17 protein-coding genes are annotated in these 17,256 nt (G+C 41.3%); 8 read left to right on the top strand and 9 right to left on the bottom strand.

The genetic code is table 11. From position 1 onward, the window contains the following. The first annotated feature begins 41 nt into the window (after positions 1 to 41). Entirely contained in the window at positions 42 to 1,337 is a 1,296-nt protein-coding gene (locus N518_RS0108475) for an MFS transporter (RefSeq protein ID WP_005406307.1), read from the top strand. Between the two features lie 75 nt (positions 1,338 to 1,412). Here the strand turns inward: N518_RS0108475 and N518_RS0108470 are convergent, their stop codons facing one another. Then, positions 1,413 to 2,174, bottom strand: a complete 762-nt coding sequence (locus tag N518_RS0108470; RefSeq protein WP_005020022.1) for an alpha/beta fold hydrolase — start codon at positions 2,172 to 2,174, stop codon at positions 1,413 to 1,415. A gap of 246 nt (positions 2,175 to 2,420) precedes the next feature. Here N518_RS0108470 and N518_RS0108465 point away from each other — a divergent pair, with 246 nt between their 5' ends. Both N518_RS0108465 and N518_RS0108460 read left to right on the top strand, forming a co-directional pair. Further along, positions 2,421 to 3,518, top strand: a complete 1,098-nt coding sequence (locus tag N518_RS0108465; protein WP_026444137.1) for a catalase family protein — start codon at positions 2,421 to 2,423, stop codon at positions 3,516 to 3,518. Between the two features lie 84 nt (positions 3,519 to 3,602). Further along, positions 3,603 to 4,304, top strand: coding sequence for an SIR2 family NAD-dependent protein deacylase (locus N518_RS0108460; RefSeq protein ID WP_026444136.1), 702 nt, complete (start codon positions 3,603 to 3,605; stop codon positions 4,302 to 4,304). An 8-nt stretch (positions 4,305 to 4,312) separates the two neighbouring features. Here N518_RS0108460 and N518_RS0108455 read toward each other — a convergent pair whose 3' ends face one another. Together N518_RS0108455 and N518_RS0108450 are read right to left on the bottom strand one after the other, a co-directional pair. Next, positions 4,313 to 5,722 carry a heavy metal sensor histidine kinase gene (locus tag N518_RS0108455; RefSeq protein ID WP_026444135.1) on the bottom strand — a complete coding sequence of 470 codons (1,410 nt, stop codon included), beginning with the start codon at positions 5,720 to 5,722 and terminating at the stop codon, positions 4,313 to 4,315. After that, positions 5,719 to 6,390, bottom strand: a complete 672-nt coding sequence (locus N518_RS0108450; RefSeq protein ID WP_005026207.1) for a heavy metal response regulator transcription factor — start codon at positions 6,388 to 6,390, stop codon at positions 5,719 to 5,721. The genes N518_RS0108455 and N518_RS0108450 overlap by 4 nt, the downstream gene beginning before the upstream one ends. A gap of 108 nt (positions 6,391 to 6,498) precedes the next feature. On the opposite strand from N518_RS0108450, the gene N518_RS0108445 reads away from it, so the two are divergent. From N518_RS0108445 to N518_RS0108425, 5 genes are all read left to right on the top strand, one after another. Next, positions 6,499 to 7,008, top strand: coding sequence for a GlcG/HbpS family heme-binding protein (locus N518_RS0108445; RefSeq protein ID WP_005026209.1), 510 nt, complete (start codon positions 6,499 to 6,501; stop codon positions 7,006 to 7,008). A gap of 4 nt (positions 7,009 to 7,012) precedes the next feature. Then, positions 7,013 to 7,414 (top strand): hydroxyisourate hydrolase, encoded by a 402-nt coding sequence (gene uraH, locus N518_RS0108440; protein ID WP_005020012.1) that lies wholly within the window; start codon positions 7,013 to 7,015, stop codon positions 7,412 to 7,414. Positions 7,415 to 7,787: 373 nt separating this feature from the next. Further along, positions 7,788 to 9,953: a TonB-dependent receptor family protein gene (locus tag N518_RS0108435; RefSeq protein ID WP_005026211.1), complete on the top strand. Its 2,166-nt coding sequence runs from the start codon at positions 7,788 to 7,790 to the stop codon at positions 9,951 to 9,953. Between the two features lie 114 nt (positions 9,954 to 10,067). Further along, entirely contained in the window at positions 10,068 to 11,153 is a 1,086-nt protein-coding gene (gene trmA, locus N518_RS0108430; protein WP_026444134.1) for a tRNA (uridine(54)-C5)-methyltransferase TrmA, read from the top strand. Positions 11,154 to 11,393: 240 nt separating this feature from the next. Beyond that, complete coding sequence (locus N518_RS0108425; protein ID WP_005020007.1) at positions 11,394 to 11,621, top strand: hypothetical protein; 228 nt, start codon at positions 11,394 to 11,396, stop codon at positions 11,619 to 11,621. A gap of 93 nt (positions 11,622 to 11,714) precedes the next feature. Here N518_RS0108425 and N518_RS0108420 read toward each other — a convergent pair whose 3' ends face one another. The 6 genes from N518_RS0108420 to rutA form a co-directional block, all read right to left on the bottom strand. Continuing rightward, positions 11,715 to 12,596 (bottom strand): NAD(P)-dependent oxidoreductase, encoded by an 882-nt coding sequence (locus tag N518_RS0108420; RefSeq protein WP_005026217.1) that lies wholly within the window; start codon positions 12,594 to 12,596, stop codon positions 11,715 to 11,717. A gap of 80 nt (positions 12,597 to 12,676) precedes the next feature. After that, a complete protein-coding gene (locus N518_RS0108415; protein ID WP_005026219.1) occupies positions 12,677 to 14,029 on the bottom strand; it encodes a solute carrier family 23 protein in 1,353 nt (450 codons plus the stop codon). A gap of 41 nt (positions 14,030 to 14,070) precedes the next feature. After that, positions 14,071 to 14,598, bottom strand: coding sequence for an NADH-dependent FMN reductase RutF (gene rutF / locus N518_RS0108410; protein ID WP_227548704.1), 528 nt, complete (start codon positions 14,596 to 14,598; stop codon positions 14,071 to 14,073). A gap of 156 nt (positions 14,599 to 14,754) precedes the next feature. Further along, entirely contained in the window at positions 14,755 to 15,138 is a 384-nt protein-coding gene (gene rutC / locus N518_RS0108405; protein ID WP_005020003.1) for a pyrimidine utilization protein C, read from the bottom strand. Positions 15,139 to 15,173: 35 nt separating this feature from the next. Beyond that, positions 15,174 to 15,914, bottom strand: a complete 741-nt coding sequence (rutB, locus tag N518_RS0108400; protein ID WP_005026223.1) for a pyrimidine utilization protein B — start codon at positions 15,912 to 15,914, stop codon at positions 15,174 to 15,176. Beyond that, positions 15,911 to 17,023, bottom strand: a complete 1,113-nt coding sequence (rutA, locus tag N518_RS0108395) for a pyrimidine utilization protein A (protein WP_005026225.1) — start codon at positions 17,021 to 17,023, stop codon at positions 15,911 to 15,913. Before rutA ends, rutB begins: the two co-directional genes overlap by 4 nt. Between the last annotated feature and the right edge of the window lie 233 nt (positions 17,024 to 17,256).

Raw genomic sequence — 17,256 nt, 5'->3', positions numbered from 1 at the left:
CTAGCAAATAGTACAACTGGCATAGCCATAAGGATATCTAGATGAGTGAAGTCATATATACGAAAGAAGAAAAACGGAAACGGGTCTTGGGAATTGTCGGGGCTTCCTCCGGTAACCTGGTGGAATGGTTCGATTTTTATATTTATGCTGTTTTTGCCATGTATTTCCAGCATGCACTTACTGCACCAGATATGACTTCTACCGCACAGGGTATTTATGTCTGGGGAGTATTTGCGGCAAGTTTCTTTATGCGTCCAATCGGTAGCTGGCTTTTTGGCCGTATTGCTGATACCCGGGGCCGTAAACAGTCGATGGTTATTTCTATCAGTTTGATGGCTATAAGTTCTTTCCTTTTCGCCTTACTGCCTACATATGAACAGGTAGGTATGGCAGCTCCATTTTTATTATTACTGGTTCGACTGTTACAAGGTTTATCGGTTGGGGGCGAGTACGGAGCGGTTGCAACCTATATGAGCGAGATTGCATTAAAAGGCCAGCGTGGTTTTTATGCTTCTTTTCAGTATGTCACCCTCTCCGGCGGTCAACTTCTAGCGAGTCTGCTAGGTGTGATCCTGCTTGCTTTTATGAGTGAACAACAGTTAATGGACGGCGGCTGGCGTATTCCGTTCGTCATCGGGGGTATTACCGCCATTATTTCTTTGCTGGCCCGTAGCCGTCTTGAAGAAACTCTGTCACATGAAGACAGTGAGCGTAAAGAGTCTGGTAGCCTGCGTGCATTATTTCAGAAACACTGGAAAACCTTTTTACTGGTGGTTGGCTATACCTCGGCAGGTTCATTAACTTTCTATGTTATTACTGTTTATTCAAAAACCTACCTAACCAATATCGGTATTGATGGCAAGACTGTCGGTTTTATGATGACCTGTGCCCTATTTGTATTTATGCTGGCGCAGCCGATATTCGGTATGATTTCCGACCGGATTGGACGACGGGCATCTATGCTGCTGTTTAGTGCCACCAGTGCTATCTTTATCTATCCAGTAATGGTTGTCGGGATGCGACACTTCAGCTATTCACCTGTAATCGTAACACTCCTGCTTATTTTCCTGATGATGTTGCTAAGCTTCTATACGTCTATTAGTGGTCTGGTTAAAGCAGAAATGTTCCCGACCCATGTGCGTGCACTTGGTGTCGGCTTTTCTTATGCAGTAGGTAATGCATTATTTGGAGGCTCGGCTCCTGCCGTTGCTTTAAAATTTAAAGAAGCAGGGTTTGAAAATACTTTCTTCGTTTATGTTATTGTCATGCTTGTTATCTGTTTCCTGTGTAGTTTTGCACTACCAAAAGAACCAGAATATCTTCATCATGACCACTAATTAATAAATATAAAAAACCTGTCTAATGACAGGTTTTTTATATTTTAAGATATGAAGTCTAGAAAACTTTAAGGCTCAGGTATCCAGCATATTTAAGATGAGTGCCATGACCTGTTCTGTTTTCTCTGCATGTAACCAGTGGCCTGCCTCAACCTCTTCAATCCGTGCAAATGGAAACTGCTGGTGAATTGCCTGAAAATGTTTTTCTTTGGAAATATAAGGTGACTTGCTACCTTTGATGAATAAGGTTGGAATGGATGAGGGCTCAATAGTTTCCCATGCCAGAATATTCGGGTAATTGTTCGCCAGAGCATCGACATTAAACAGCCAGTGCCCAGCCTTAAAGGATTTCATCAGGAACTGTATAACCATTTCTTCCTGAAGGTATTCACGCATAATTGTCATTGCTTCAGGTCGGGTTTGTACATCACTGGCTTCTACTGCTTTTAATGCCTTAAAAATCTGCTCATGTTCACCATGATTACTATGCACAGGTGAAATATCCAGTACGATCAACTTTTCTACCCACTCCGGTCTTAAAGCCGCAATTTTCATCACAACTTTTCCGCCCATAGAGTGCCCGATCAGAATGACTTTCTCCAGTTTAAAGGGTTCTAAAGTTTCGATTACATCTTGTGCCATCAGTTCGTAATTATGTTCGGCCGAATGCCCAGACTGTCCATGATTCCTCAAATCCAGCTGAAAAATATCACGGTCTTTTATACCCCGTGCCAGCATATTCAAATTACTGTAACTACCAAATAAACCATGCAACAATACAACTGGAGTTTGTGTAGTGGCCTCAGAAGCAGTTTGTATATGATGATGTAATTGCACAAAACTATCCTTTGAATGGCTGAACAATAAGTTCAAGCATAACATGCCTGACTGTAAGCTCATGTGGCAAAAAATGTTTCTACAATAGTCCCCTCTAGGTTTCAAGCCAGCACTTTATATTTACCAAATACACTCGAATTGTTTACCAAGTTGCATATTTCATTGCTTTAGAGTTGGCTAGATTAGTACCAAATTATTTTCTTATTTTTAAATTTAGTCATATTCAAATAATAAAGGAGCCTTGTCATGCCGGAACGCTATGTGCGCTACTATCCCGGAGTAGAACAAAAACAGCCAGATGAGGACCGTCTGATTCAGGAAATTGTCGAGCAGATGGCTGAAACAAACTGTAAAGTCTTTGATAAACACCGTCATGCTGTCCGTGATGCTCATGCAAAATCACATGGATTCTTAAAAGGAATTTTGAAGGTTCCTGAAAATTTGCCTGAACATTTGCGCCAAGGCCTGTTCGCTCACCCTGGCCATTATGATGTTATGGTGCGTCTTTCTGCTGCCCCGGGAGATTTGCGTAGCGATAAGATTCCGGCACCTCATGGCTTTGCTCTTAAAATTTTAAATGTTCCCGGACACCGGTTACTTCCTGATGATCCCAGTGATGGTCATAATCAGGATTTTTTAATGGTCAATATACCGGTACTGGCTTTCGGGACAGTACGAAAATACAAACAGATGCTGCCTTTCATTACCCAAGGCGAGCAGGCACCTGAGAGTATGATGCGCGGTATGCGTTCAGTATTACGTGGCGTTAATCAGTTAGTAGAATCTGCAGGAGTTCCCGCGCCTGCAACTTTGCAAGGTCTGGCTCGCAGCCAGAACCACATATTAGGTGAGACCTATCATACAATGGCTGCGTTACGCTATGGCGATTATATTGCCAAGATTAGTGTTGCCCCTGAGTCCGATTCAGTAAAAACACTTACAGGACAACAGATGCAGATTGAATCCGAGTCCACCATCCGTGATCTGGTCAGGGATTTTTTTAAACATAATACTGCTGATTACGTAATACGTGCGCAACTTTGTACTGATCTTGAACAGATGCCAGTTGAGGATGCAGCAGTTTTATGGCGTGAAGAAGAATCTCCACATCAGAATATTGGTATTCTGCATTTTCCCCAGCAGGATACTTTTGGTCCGGCCCGACGGGTGTATTCAGATGATGTCCTTTCTTTTAATCCTTGGCATGGAATTCGTGAACATCAGCCATTAGGGTCGATTATGCGGGTACGAATTCAGGCTTATGAACATTCCTCATCATTTCGCCATCGCATGAATGTACAGCCCCGAGCTGAACCGCGAAATATTGATGAGATGCCTGACTGATATAAACTTCTAGCTAAAGCTTTAATATGTTGATTTAACTGAATTACATTAGAAATAAACTTTAAGCAATGGAGCATAATAACTATGAAGAAACTGGTTGTTTTTTCTGGTGCAGGCATGAGTGCAGAAAGTGGAATTAATACCTTTCGCGACAGCAATGGACTTTGGGAGCAATACCGTATTGAGGAAGTCGCTACGCCTGAAGCCTGGTCCAAAAATCCTGAACTGGTACAACGATTTTATAATGAACGGCGTAAAAATATTCTTGATGCCGAGCCGAATGCTGCACATCAGGCTATTGCCAGTTTAGAAGATAATTTTAATGTCGAGGTGATTACCCAGAACATTGATGATCTGCACGAGCGCGCAGGAAGTAAGCGGGTATTACATTTACACGGGAATATTCGCCTGGCAAAGACATCAGGCCCGGACGCGCAATATACTGAAGAGTTTTATCCGGTTGACGGCTGGGAGCTTGACCTCCAGCAACATAAATGTCGGCAAGGTTATTCTTTGCGGCCCCATGTGGTCTGGTTTGGTGAAGCTGTGCCTACTTATGAACAGGCCATTAAACTTGCAAGACAGGCTGATATTTTTATTGTGATAGGTTCAACACTGTCAGTATATCCTGTTGCAGCTCTGGTTAATGAGATTCCTGCTCATTGTGAGGCTTACTATATTGACCCAAAAGCCGATCATGTGCAGCTCCCTGAACAGTACCAGTTACTTTCCATGACTGCCACGGAAGGAATGCGGTATTTAACAGAAAAATTAAAACGGTTATAAGAATGTTTTTATTTTCTGTTTCCTGAATTGCCAGCTAAATGTTCAGGAAAATACAGACTAAACCGGACCCCTTCTGGCATATTTTTAACTTCTGTTATCCCTTCATGAATACTCATAATTGACTGAACAATTGCAAGCCCTAAACCTCCAGAACGTCCTTGCTGGTGTCTGGCCGGATCACATTGATAAAAGCGTTCAAACAAATGTGGCAAATGTTGTTCAGCAATATATACATCATATGTCAAAACATGAATTGCATTATATATTTTACCTGCCAGCGTTATCCGTTCAGCTATTATAGAAATATGGCCATTCTCTGTACTATATTCAATCGCATTGTTTAAAAGGTTGGAAACTGCTCTTTGAAACAATAAATAGTCAGCATGGATAAATGTAATCTTGAGGCGGCTGTTAATCTGCAGATTTTTTTCTTCAGCAATTAATTCGAAATATGCCAACAGTTCATTCAGACTACTTTTTAGATTAACCTCTATAATACTTAGGCTATTTTGAGAATGATCAGCACGTGCCAGAAATAGCATATTTTCAACCATCCTTTTCAGACGTTCATATTCTTCCAAATGGGAAAATAACAAATCCTGATAATCGGCCTTTTCACGATTTTGACTAAGCAGAATCTGCGTCTGTCCAATCAGATTATTTAAAGGCGTCCGAAACTCATGTGCCATATCTTCAGAAAAGCGGCTCAGTTGCTGATAACCTTGCTCAATCCGCTCCAGCATACTGTTCATGGCGGTAGAGAGTAGTCTGATTTCGTCACTTTGACTGGTTTCGCTGACACGCTGGTTCAGCTTTTGAATATTGATTAACCGGGTCTGCTCACTTAAATCTCTTAGTGGTGCAAGGCCATAATAACTGACTAAAGCACTCAATATACATACCGTCAAGATTCCTAGCCCAATGTAACCTACAAGCTTTAAGGCAAAGCTATAGAGGACCTGCTCTCGCTCATCGAACTGCTTACCTGCAATCAGCAAATACTGCTGTCCCTGATAATTGATTGTTTTCCATGCCAACCTTGTAGTGGCCTGCTGTTTCTTATTATCAATGAGCCAGGTTTGTTCGGCTTTAGGCAAAATGGGTATATGAATCTGTAAGGGATTAATATAAATCAGAGCAGTTCCGTTCTGATTTTCTAATATAAGCAGATTATCCTGATTTCCAAGCATATTTTCATAAAGTTTGGGCCGCTGAATCAGGCTATTTAAATCGCTAGAATTTTGAATCAGGAGTTCCAGCCGCTCTACCCTGGCTCGCAATGCTTCATCCTGCTGGCGCTTTAATACCTGATCCATACCATTGTAAGCCAGTAGACCTATCGCTAAAAACACTGCACAGGCAATACCGATAAATAATAAGCTCAGCCGAACTGCAAGCGAATGCCGGAATATACTCATGTGTTTGTATCAAGTTTATAGCCCATACCACGTATGGTATGAATCAGTTTAGGCTGATAAGCATCATCAATCTTAGCACGCAGGCGACGTACTGCTACATCAACCACATTGGTGTCAGTATCAAAATTGATATTCCAGACTTGGGAGGCAATTTGGGTACGTGTCATGATTTCGCCCTGATGCTCAGCCAGAAATCTGAGTAAAGCATATTCTTTGTTGGTTAATTCAATAAGGTCCCGGTCACGGTAAACCTTGTGTTCGAGCAAGTCGATTTTCAGATTCTCGACCTGCAACTGTTCGACTACTTTAGTAGATGAACGCCGTAACAAGGTTTTAACTCTTGCCAGTAACTCAATATAGGAAAAAGGTTTTACCAGATAGTCGTCAGCACCCAGTTCCAGACCTTTGACCCGGTCTAAAACACTGTCACGGGCGGTCAGGAATAATACCGGAACTTCCGAAAACTGGCGCAAGGTCTGAATCACCTGCCAGCCATCAAGCTCTGGTAACATCACATCTAGGATAACCAAGTCAATTGCATGCTGTTCAAATAGCATAAGACCTTCCCGTCCGTCATGTGCAAGCCATGTTCGGTAACCTGACTCAGTCAGACCCTTGGCCAGATAGCGCGCTATTTTCTGTTCATCTTCAATAATCAAGATATTCATTTCGAAACCATTTTTCCATTACGCCTAAATGACAAATCTGTAATCTACTTGTCATCCAACAAGACCACATCTCTTTTTATTATGTTTTCAGGATTTAAGGAGATACTCATGTTAAAGCCATCTTACTGGCCTGTTCTGACGGCAAGCTTTATTTTAGCTTCAGGTTTTATCACGACATTGTCTGCGAAAACACCTGAACCAATACAGCAATATAATTTAAGTCTAAAGCTTGCTGAACATTTAGCTGATCATACCATTACTGCCTGTCATGCCCAGCAAAAGAATATTGCAGTCGCGGTACTGGACCGGGGTGGCAATATACTGGTACTCAAACGTCACGAAAGTGTTGGTCCACATAATACCCTTGCGGCACAGCGTAAGGCTTATACTGCACTGTCTACCAAAACACGGACTTCTGTCCTGAACCGTAATGCTCAAAATAACCCTGAAGCCAGTAATTTGAACACCCTAAATGAACTGTTGCTACTCGGTGGCGGTATTCCAGTAACCTATAAAAATGAAGTGATTGGTGCAGTAGGAGTCGCAGGTGGAGGTGGTGCAGCACAAGATGAAGCATGCGCCGAACAGGGTGTCCAAAAAAGTTTATCACAGGAGTAAAAACATGAAAAAACTCATTATTGCCGGTTTAAGTCTATGTGCAGCCCAATTCAGTTTTGCTGCAGCTAATCCGCTCAGTGTGCATGTACTTAACCTAGAAACAGGCTTGCCTTCATCTAATGTTGAGGTCACGCTTGAAGAACAGATTAAAGGAAAATGGGTTCAAATCAGCCAGTCTAAAACCAATGAAAATGGCCGTATTACTGCACTTTATCCGGAAAACAAGAATTTTCATCAGGGGCTTTATAAAGTTACCTTTAAAACAGGTGACTGGTTTAAAACACAGAAACAGGATACTTTTTTTCCCGAAATTCCGGTCATTTTTGAAGTGAAGGGCACTGTACCCCACTATCATATTCCACTCCTACTCAGCCCTTATGGATATTCTACTTATCGTGGAAACTAATCAGTACTAAAATATTAGCCGGCGCTATAGTTTAAGCCGCTGGCTTTTTATTGATCTCTTTGAATTTTAAAAATATAAATAATCTTATTTCTCAAGTTATTCTACGACTTTTATACCAAGATACTACAGATAAATTCTGGTCAGCTGCATTTATTTCCATTTTAATACGCTTCTAATGCTGAGTTTTTATCTGAAATCAGGTTTAGAGTCATAGGGGAGCTTTAACTTATTCTTATAACAAATCTTTCCCTTATACTTTCATTGTTTTATATATGAATAAACATGGTCTGATCTTTTAAAAACTCAGCTTTTTTACCTTAAGAATCTAGTCTTAAATTCTTAGGCTATTAGTATTTACCAGTCCAGGATACTTATGAAAAGCTCTGCTTCCCTATCTGCCTTTCCATATAAAAAACTTCTTCTGAGTGCCTGCATTCTTCAGGCAAGCTGGGCTCAAGCACAAGAAGTTGTACAGCTTGCACCAATTACGCTTGAAGCTACACGTACCGATACGAGCTGGCTTGAAACACCGGCATCTGTCTATCGTATAGAACAGCCACAAAATCAGAATAATCTGGATGTGAATCTGTCAGAAACCCTAAAAGGTGTTCCAGGGCTGCAGATTAATAACCGTGAAAACTATGCGCAAGATCTGCAAATTTCCATGCGTGGCTTTGGTGCACGTTCAACATTCGGGGTACGCGGTATACGCTTATATGTTGATGGTATTCCTGCCACCATGCCGGATGGTCAAGGTCAGACCTCAAATATTGATTTGGGCAGTCTCGACCATATAGAAGTATTAAGTGGTCCATTCTCTTCCCTGTATGGAAATTCATCTGGCGGGACTATTCTTACCACGACACGTAAAGGCAAAGGTCGTGATTCTGTTGAATTGGGTTATGCCGAAGGCAGCCATCATAAAAACAAAACCAGTCTGGTTTTACAAGGTGGTGCAAATAAAGCAGGTGAACCAAGCTATATCATCAGTTCATCTTACTTTGACACTGACGGCTTTCGGGAACATAGTGCAGCACGTAAAGTCCTGAACAATGCAAAGCTGAGCTGGAATCTGGAAGATGGTTCTCAAGTTAACTGGGTAACCAACTATGTCAAGATTAATGCAGATGATCCACAAGGTTTGAACCGAGAGCAGTGGCAGAAAAATCCTCGCCAAGTCAATGATGTAAAGAATACCTATGATGTTCGCAAAGATATTGAGCAAACTCAAACAGGTGTAACGTGGACAAAACCAATTAATGATCAGCATGAACTCTATGTCATGACTTATGCCGGGCAGCGTCATGTGGTGCAATACCAGTCTATACCTCGATGCATATTTAAAAAAGATACCCAAGAATGTATACCTAATAGTACACAGCTAAACGCACGCCATGCCGGCGGTGTAATCGATTTTGACCGTATATATTACGGTACAGATTTGCGCTGGACCGGTAAAGAGCTACTGCCAAATACTACCCTAAGTATTGGTATGGCACTCGATGCAATGGATGAAGACCGGAAGGGTTATGAAAATTTTGTATTGAATAACAATACACCACAATATGGCGTAAAAGGTAACTTGCGTCGTGATGAGAAAAATACTTTATGGAATATTGACCCCTATATTCAGGCTTCTTGGCAATTCCTGCCAGACTGGCGGGTAGACAGTGGTCTGCGTTATAGCAATGTGCATTATGAATCTAAAGATAAATACATTAAGGGTCCCAATGAGGATGACAGTGGACAGACAGACTATCAGAAGCTTCTTCCCTCAATTGCATTAAGCTGGAATATCAGACCGGATTCAACACTTTATATTAGCTATGCTAAAGGCTTTGAAACACCAACCTTTACAGAAATGGCTTACCCTACCTTAGGAACTTCGGGGATTAATTTTGATTTGAAGCCAGCCAGCAGTGACAGTTATGAGCTTGGTTTCAAAACTCAGAATAATTGGGGCGATTTCAGTACGGCCATTTTCCATACTCAGACTCGCAATGACATTGTCTCGGCAGAGAGTAATAATGGCCGTAATACTTTTCAAAATGCCAAACGCACCCAGCGTGAAGGTATTGAGTTGTACTGGAATAAAAACTTGTGGCGGGAGCTTTATGCACAGGCAAGTTATAGTTATCTAAATGCCAAGTTTGATGCAGATATTCCTGGCTCAGACAGCCGTGAAACCGTATATAAAGGCAATATCATACCGGGAATTGCCAAAAATCAGGCCTATATCGCTTTAAACTGGCAACCCGAAACCGGTTTTCAGGCAGGACTTGATGTTCGCTACAATGATAAAATTTATGTAGACGATATTAATTCTGATACTGCACCAAGTTATACAGTTATGGCTGCGAATATTGGCTATGTATGGAAAAATGCTGACTGGAAAATCAATACTTTTGCCCGGGTAGATAACTTGCTTGATAAAGATTATGTAGGTTCAGTAATAGTAAATGATGGGAACAAACGTTTCTTCGAACCCGCAGATGGCCGCAACTGGAGTGCTGGTTTAAAAATGATCCGATCCTTCTAGTACTGTATAAAGACCGGCAAAAGCACAGCACGTTGAAAGGCAGGACTGATTTTTATTCCTGCCAATCTTTGTTAAGATGCAGCATCGATTTTCACCTGTTTTTGTTGATTCTTTATGACCGCGACCTATCAAGCCCAACTTGAAGCAAAAATTCAGCGTATTTCTACTCAATTTGCCGAATTTAACCCGCCTGCCCTGGAAGTATTTGAATCACCTGAACAGCATTTCCGGATGCGTGCTGAATTCCGTATCTGGCATACCGATCAGGATATGTTTTATGCCATGTTCGAACGTAATCCTGAAGACCAGCAAAAAACAGTTATTCGTGTAGATGAATTTCCAATTGCAGACCACAGCATTAACCAGCTTATGCCGGTTTTACTTGCAGAACTAAAAGCAAACCCTCTGCTTGAAAAACGTCTGTTCGAGGTTGATTTCCTGGCTACTTTAAGCGGTGAGATGCTGGTTACACTGATTTATCACCGTAAACTCGACAATGAGTGGGAAAAGGCAGCAACAACTCTAGCAGAAAAGTTAAATATTAAGATTATTGGGCGGAGCCGTGGTCAAAAGCTGGTATTAACTGATGACTTTGTTGTAGAAGAATTACAGGTATTAGAACAAAAATTTAAATATAAACAGATTGAAGGTGGTTTTACTCAGCCTAATGCAATTGTCTGCCAGAAAATGCTTGAATGGGCATGTAAAGCTGCCGAGGCATCACAAAAGCATCTTTTGGAACTCTATTGCGGTAATGGTAATTTTACGCTACCGCTTTCTTTAAAATTTGAGCGGGTGCTGGCAACCGAGCTGGCCAAAAGTTCAGTTTATGCAGCGCAATGGAATATTGAGCAAAATGGAATTAACAATATCCAGTTGGCCCGCCTCTCAGCTGAAGAGTTTACCCAAGCTTTCAATGGTGAACGTGAATTCAGACGTTTGCAGGAAGCAGAAATTGACATTCAGAGTTATGAGTTCGATACTGTTTTTGTTGATCCGCCACGTGCAGGAATCGATCTGGATACTTTAAAATTATTACAACGCTTTGACCGGATTATCTATATTTCCTGTAATCCTGACACTCTGCATGATAATCTTAAAATCTTATTAGAAAGCCATAAAATTTTAAAGTTTGCCATGTTTGACCAGTTTCCATATACCCATCATGTGGAGACAGGTATTTTGCTGGAAAAGATTTAAACAATTTGTATCATATGTAAAAGAGATTATTTTTATAATCTCTTTTTATTTTATAAAAAATATAACTAATACATATAGTTGTAAGTTATAAGATTTCTCCTCTGTCATAAAACTGTTAATTCGTAACAGTAAAATTAAAAGTTTTAACTGTTGAGCTCATCTTTTAAGACCTAGGATGACTTGTATTTTATTTTAATTTGGCTATATTTCCGCATATGTTAGGTTGATTAATATAAATTTATGAGTTTTTGGCAAAAGCTGTTCTCCGCAGACCAGCAACAGAACGCACATAAAAACCAGGTTGTTTGTGTCGAAAATGATTGTGCATGTAAAAGCAATGCACAACTTTTGGAAGCGTTGGCGAAAGCCACCAATGAAGATGTCATCGCAGGGATTACCCGGGTATTGGTATCACGTGGTTATAGCCGCAAAGAATTGAGTGAAATTTCTCATCATCCAATTCAGTAAAATGCCTTGTTGAAAATAACCATAAAAAAGTCCTGTTTATATACAGGACTTTTTATTAACAAATATCTAATCATATAGAACAACAAGATTTATTCAGGCAGATTGCAGGGTTAGATTATTCCATTGCTCCAGCTGCTGTACCACACTGGAAAAGTCACTTTCTGAGGGTAGATTATTACTGGCAGAACGATACAGCTGCTGTGTTAACTGCAAAACCGGCATTATAGTTTGAGTTGAGCCTGCAAGCTGTGTAGCAATAGTGGCATCTTTCGCAAGCAGGTTTAATGCAAAAGTTAAAGGAAATTCACGACTCAACACGCGCTGTGCAAAAATATTATGAGACATATTACTTTGACCGCTTGAGGCATTAATACATTTTAGGGCTGCATCCAATTCGACCCCTTGGCTTTTTAAATTACACATACCTTCAGCCAACGCCCATAAATTTGCTGCCATCAAAATATTGTTTACCGCTTTTACTGCAAATCCCGAACCACTTTCGCCTACATGCTGAATCAGACCGGCAAAAGTTTGAATGGCCGGGTTTGCCTGCTCTAGCATATTCGGGTCTCCACCAACCATAACGGTTAAGGTGCCTTTTTCTGCCCCTATAGTCTGTCCTGAAACTGGCGCATCAAGATAGGTTACGCCCTGCTCTTTTAATTGTTGTTGTAGCCGCTGTGCTGATTGTGGCTCTCCACTGGTACAATCTACCCAGATACTACCCGTTTTAGGTTGTGCCTCTTGAATAATCTCCTCAACCTGCTTACTGGTAGGTAAACAGGAAAAAATAATATCGGCCTGTCCCGCTTCTTTAAGACTGGTGGCTTGTGTTGCGAACACTCTGGCATGTTCTTTGGCCTTGCTGGCAGTACGGTTCCAGACCCGGACATCTGTATATACTTTGGTCAAATGGCCTGCCATATGCCAGCCCATTGCACCCAAGCCAATGAATGCTACAGATTTTATTGTCATAGTTACTTCCATAAAAGATAAGGTTTTTTAAAAACTGATAAATTTTTTATCAACTACTTTGTATCTGTACTGTTCTAGATTTATTCTTTAACGGGCATGGCAGGTGAAGTTAAAGGTGTTGTACCTGAACCAGTTTTAAGAGTCCGTGTTTCACGATTAAAAACCAGATTCATCAGAATTGCAGCAAAGGTTGCAGTACCAATTCCGCCTAAATCAAAGTTGCCAATATGCAGAGAATAATTACCTGCACCCATAATTAGAGCGATCGCAGCGACGATCATATTGCCATTCTTGCTAAAATCTACCTGATTACTAATCCAGATACGTGCTCCTGCGATCGTAATTAGACCAAAAACTACAATTGAAGCGCCGCCCAGAATTGCTACTGGAATGGTGCTGATCAGACTACCGAATTTTGGGGATAAACCTAACAGGATTGCAAAAACACCAGCAATAACAAAGACAACAGTAGAATAAATTTTAGTGGCTGCCATTACCCCAATATTTTCAGCATAAGTCGTCATGCCTGTACCACCTACTGAAGCTGAAAGTGTGGTACATAAACCATCTGCAAAGAAAGCCCTTCCCATATATGGAGAGATATTTTGCCCGGTCATCGCACTGACCGCCTTAAAGTGGCCGAGGTTTTCAGCAATTAAAATAATAAACACAGGTGCGATCAATAAAATGGCATTAAGCTGGAATACCGGCTGATGAAAAGCAGGTAAACCGAACCAGGCAGCACTAGAAATAGCATTAAAATCGATTGGTTTGCCTAAACCCATGACATTGGCGCAGACAAAGTATATCGCGTAGGACATGACCAGACCGATCAGTAATAGTAGACGACGAATCATGCCTCGGGTAAAAACGGCAATCGTACCAATACATAAAATAGTTACAAGTGCCATCCATGCATCGAAATTATTGGCTGAAACACTTTTAATGGTAACCGGGGCAAGATTTAACCCGATAATCATGACAATTGTACCGGTTACTACAGGTGGCATCAGTTTCTCAATCCACTGAGTACCAGTTCGCATGACCATTAAACCTACAATTGCATATAAAACTCCACATACAATTGTTCCGCCTAAAGCAAGCGCGATATTGGGATTACTGCCAGCTCCAGCATAGCCAGTGGCTGCAGCTACGGCGCCAATGAATGCAAAACTTGATCCCAGATAACTCGGCACATGGCCGCCTGTAATGAGGAAAAATAAAATCGTACCGATACCCGTAATGAGCATCGTCAGGCTCGGATCAAAACCCATCAATAGAGGGGCCAGAATAGTTGCTCCAAACATGGCAAAAGCATGCTGGGCGCCCAGTACCATGCTTTGCCCTACTGGCAGATATTCATTCATTGCTACAGGCGTTTTTTCAAGATTTCCCCGATAGGGACGCCATCTGACAAACCAACGTTCTTTCATGTCTACTACCCCCAAAGTTTATTTTTATTTCTGCAATAGATTTAGTGGTGTTGAGTAAGCTGGTGATAGGCGCGGTCAAAATAAACCAGACTGCGAGCTCCTGATTTTTGTTGAATACTTAGTACTTCACAGAAAAAAATATCATGTGTACCTACGCTACTGATCTGTTTAACCTGACAGTCAAAAGCCAGCATGGCGTCTTGCAATACCGGTGAACCAGTCGTCAGGGTTTGCCATTCGCCCTGTGCAAAACGCTCTGCCATTGGTGTTTTGCCGCCGAACAGATTACTCAGATTTTTATGCTCCAAAGCGAGCGTGTTAACACATAACACCTGATTCTGCTTGAAAGTTTCATAGACTGATGCATTACGGTTCAGGCAGACCAATAATGTAGGTGGCGTATCGGTTACACTACATACAGCAGATGCAGTAAAGCCCGCACGTCCCGCTGATCCGTCGGTACTGATAATATTGACTGCTGCCGCCAGATTGCTCATGGCGTTCCTAAATAACTGCTGGGTTTCATTTAAAACCGGTTTTTCTGAGGCTGATGACTCTTTTAATTTCATCAGAGATGCCGAAAGTTTTGTACTCACTGCCAGATCTTTTGCTACAACTGAATTCATGTGTAATTCTCCTCAATAGTAGAAAGATGCCAGGTTCGTGCGGAATTTTTTAGCCTTTAATCTGTTCTAGCATCTTTCTCAATATGGTCCATGATGCGATTAGCCAATATGAGCAACCGAAGCAATTTCAATCAGAGCTTCGGGTTTCACCAGCCCGCATTGGATACAGAAACGGGCTGGTTTTTCATTTGGGAAAAATTCTCTATAGACAGTATTGATGGCAGCATAATCTGCCCAGTCTTTTAAAAATATGGAATTAAAGGTCACATCATCCATCGTACCGCCCGCTGTCTCGATGACATTCTGAATGGTACTAAGTACATGTCGGGTCTGGGCAGCAGCATCTCCTACAAAGACCACCTCATTATTTGTGTCTAAGGGTAAGGTACCGGATACATATACAATATTGTCGGCCAAGGTTGCTGGAACATAAGGTGCCAAAGGCGTACCAGTACCTTCTGGTATAATTACTGTTTTTGCCATGTTTCTTCTTCCAATTTTTTTATTTAAAAAATAACTTATGCTGCTGAGCTCTGGGACTGTTTTTGACTAAAACACTGTTGCATGCTGGCTACATCAGAAACCCAGCCAAAAAAGGTTTTAACGTTATATAAAGTGGCTTCATGCGCTTCACGCGGACCAGCCTGATAGCAAGCATCATCAAGTAATACACCGAAGTACTCCAGGAAGAAGCCATCTCTTAAGGTAGACTCTACGCAGACATTAGTCGCAATTCCGGTGAATAATAAATTACGGATACCACGTGCACGCAGCACACTGTCCAGACTAGTATTAAAGAAACCACTATAACGGGGTTTATCGATAACAATATCACCCGTTACAGGCTTTAGCTCATCAACCAGCTCATAGTCCCAGCCGCCTTTAGCCAGTAATTTTCCCTGTAGCTCCGGCTGCTTACGCATGGTTTTCAGGGCATTTGACTTATGAAAATTTGGCGAACCTGCTCCGCCAGCTTCTACATAATGCTGGTCCCAGCCATTTCTGAAATAAATCACCTGAATACCTGCCTGATGGGCAATATCCACAGCTTTTTTAATTTGCTCAATGACTGGTTGTGTAGTAGATACATCAAAACCGGCCAAGTCCAGATAACCACCTGAACTGGCATATGCATTTTGCATATCCACAATAATCAATGCTGTCTGTTTGGGATCGAGCTTGATTGCTTCAGGAGCAGCATTCAAAATTGGTGCAGAATCTGAAGTAAAGTCGGCACATATTGCTGATTTCATATTCATGCGCTTTTCTCCAGTGCAGTGACCTGGCTTGGTACAGGGCTATCTACTTCAATACGGCTTTTCATCAGTGGCTGAATTCGGGTTCCGAAATCTTCTACACCTTTTATAAAATCATCAAAAGTCAGAAGAATACCGTCTGTACCTTGAACTTCTGCAATTTCATCAAGCATGGCAGCCACTTTTTCATATGAACCTACCAGAGTTCCCATATTGATATTGACTGGAGATACACTGGAAGCCATGTGCCGTATATTGGTGTCATTACCTGAAATCTTGTCTTTTCCGCCTTGGTCCTGTAACCACTGAATAGCTTGCATGTCAGCCCCATTATTATAGTTTTGCCATTTTGCCTGAGCCTTTTCATCAGTTTCATCAGCAATGATCATAAACAGTACATAAGTCGAAACATCACGGCCTGTCTTATCTGTCTGTGTTTTTAGACGTTCATTAATACCGGCATAGGCCGTTGGAGTGTTTAAGCCCTTACCAAAAACGAAATTATAATCGGCATACTTTGCTGAAAATGCCAATCCTTCATCAGACTGGCCTGCACAGATAATTTTCATGTCTGCCTGAGGCACTGGCTTCACCTGGCAGTCATCCATCTTGAAAAAATCACCTTTAAAGTCAGAGTGGCCTGTTGCCCATAACTCTCTTAATACCTGCACATATTCTGAAAGATATTCATAACGTTTACCAAAGTACTCGTCTCCCGGCCACATACCCATCTGGCTATATTCTGGCTTTTGCCAGCCAGTTACTACATTCAGACCAAAGCGGCCATTAGAAATAGAATCAATTGTGGAAGCCATTCTTGCTACAATTGCCGGTGGCATAACTAATGTAGCAGCTGTTGCATAAATCTGGATTTTGGACGTAACCGCAGCCAAGCCAGCCATTAATGTAAATGTTTCCAGGTTATAATCCCAAAATTCAGTCTCCCCCCCGAAACCGCGCAACTTGATCATGGATAAAGCAAAGTCAAAACCGTAATGTTCAGCACGCTGTACGATTTCTTTATTCATTTCAAAACTTGGTTGATATTGTGGTGCTGTTTTCGAGAGCAACCATCCGTTATTACCAATTGGACAAAAAACGCCGACTTTCATATTCGTACCTCTCTTTTAAAACTTCTCGAGTAAAAGGACCAAGTACATCAGTTCTTCTTGCTTGTATTTTTATTAATGCAAGGTACATGCCAATATTTTTTATTCTTTAATATCAACATATTAATAAAAAATTGAGATATTATTTTTTTTACCATTTAGTCTAAATAGGTGTATCAAAAAGTATCACGCGCACAAAATATGTGCATACAGTGCAAAATTTAAAGGCTTTTGAA

This window comes from Acinetobacter sp. UNC436CL71CviS28 (genome assembly GCF_000620525.1).
Classification (GTDB): domain Bacteria; phylum Pseudomonadota; class Gammaproteobacteria; order Pseudomonadales; family Moraxellaceae; genus Acinetobacter; species Acinetobacter radioresistens.
The sequence above is the reverse complement of the archived record's forward strand: the minus strand, read 5'-3'. Positions and strand labels throughout refer to the sequence as shown.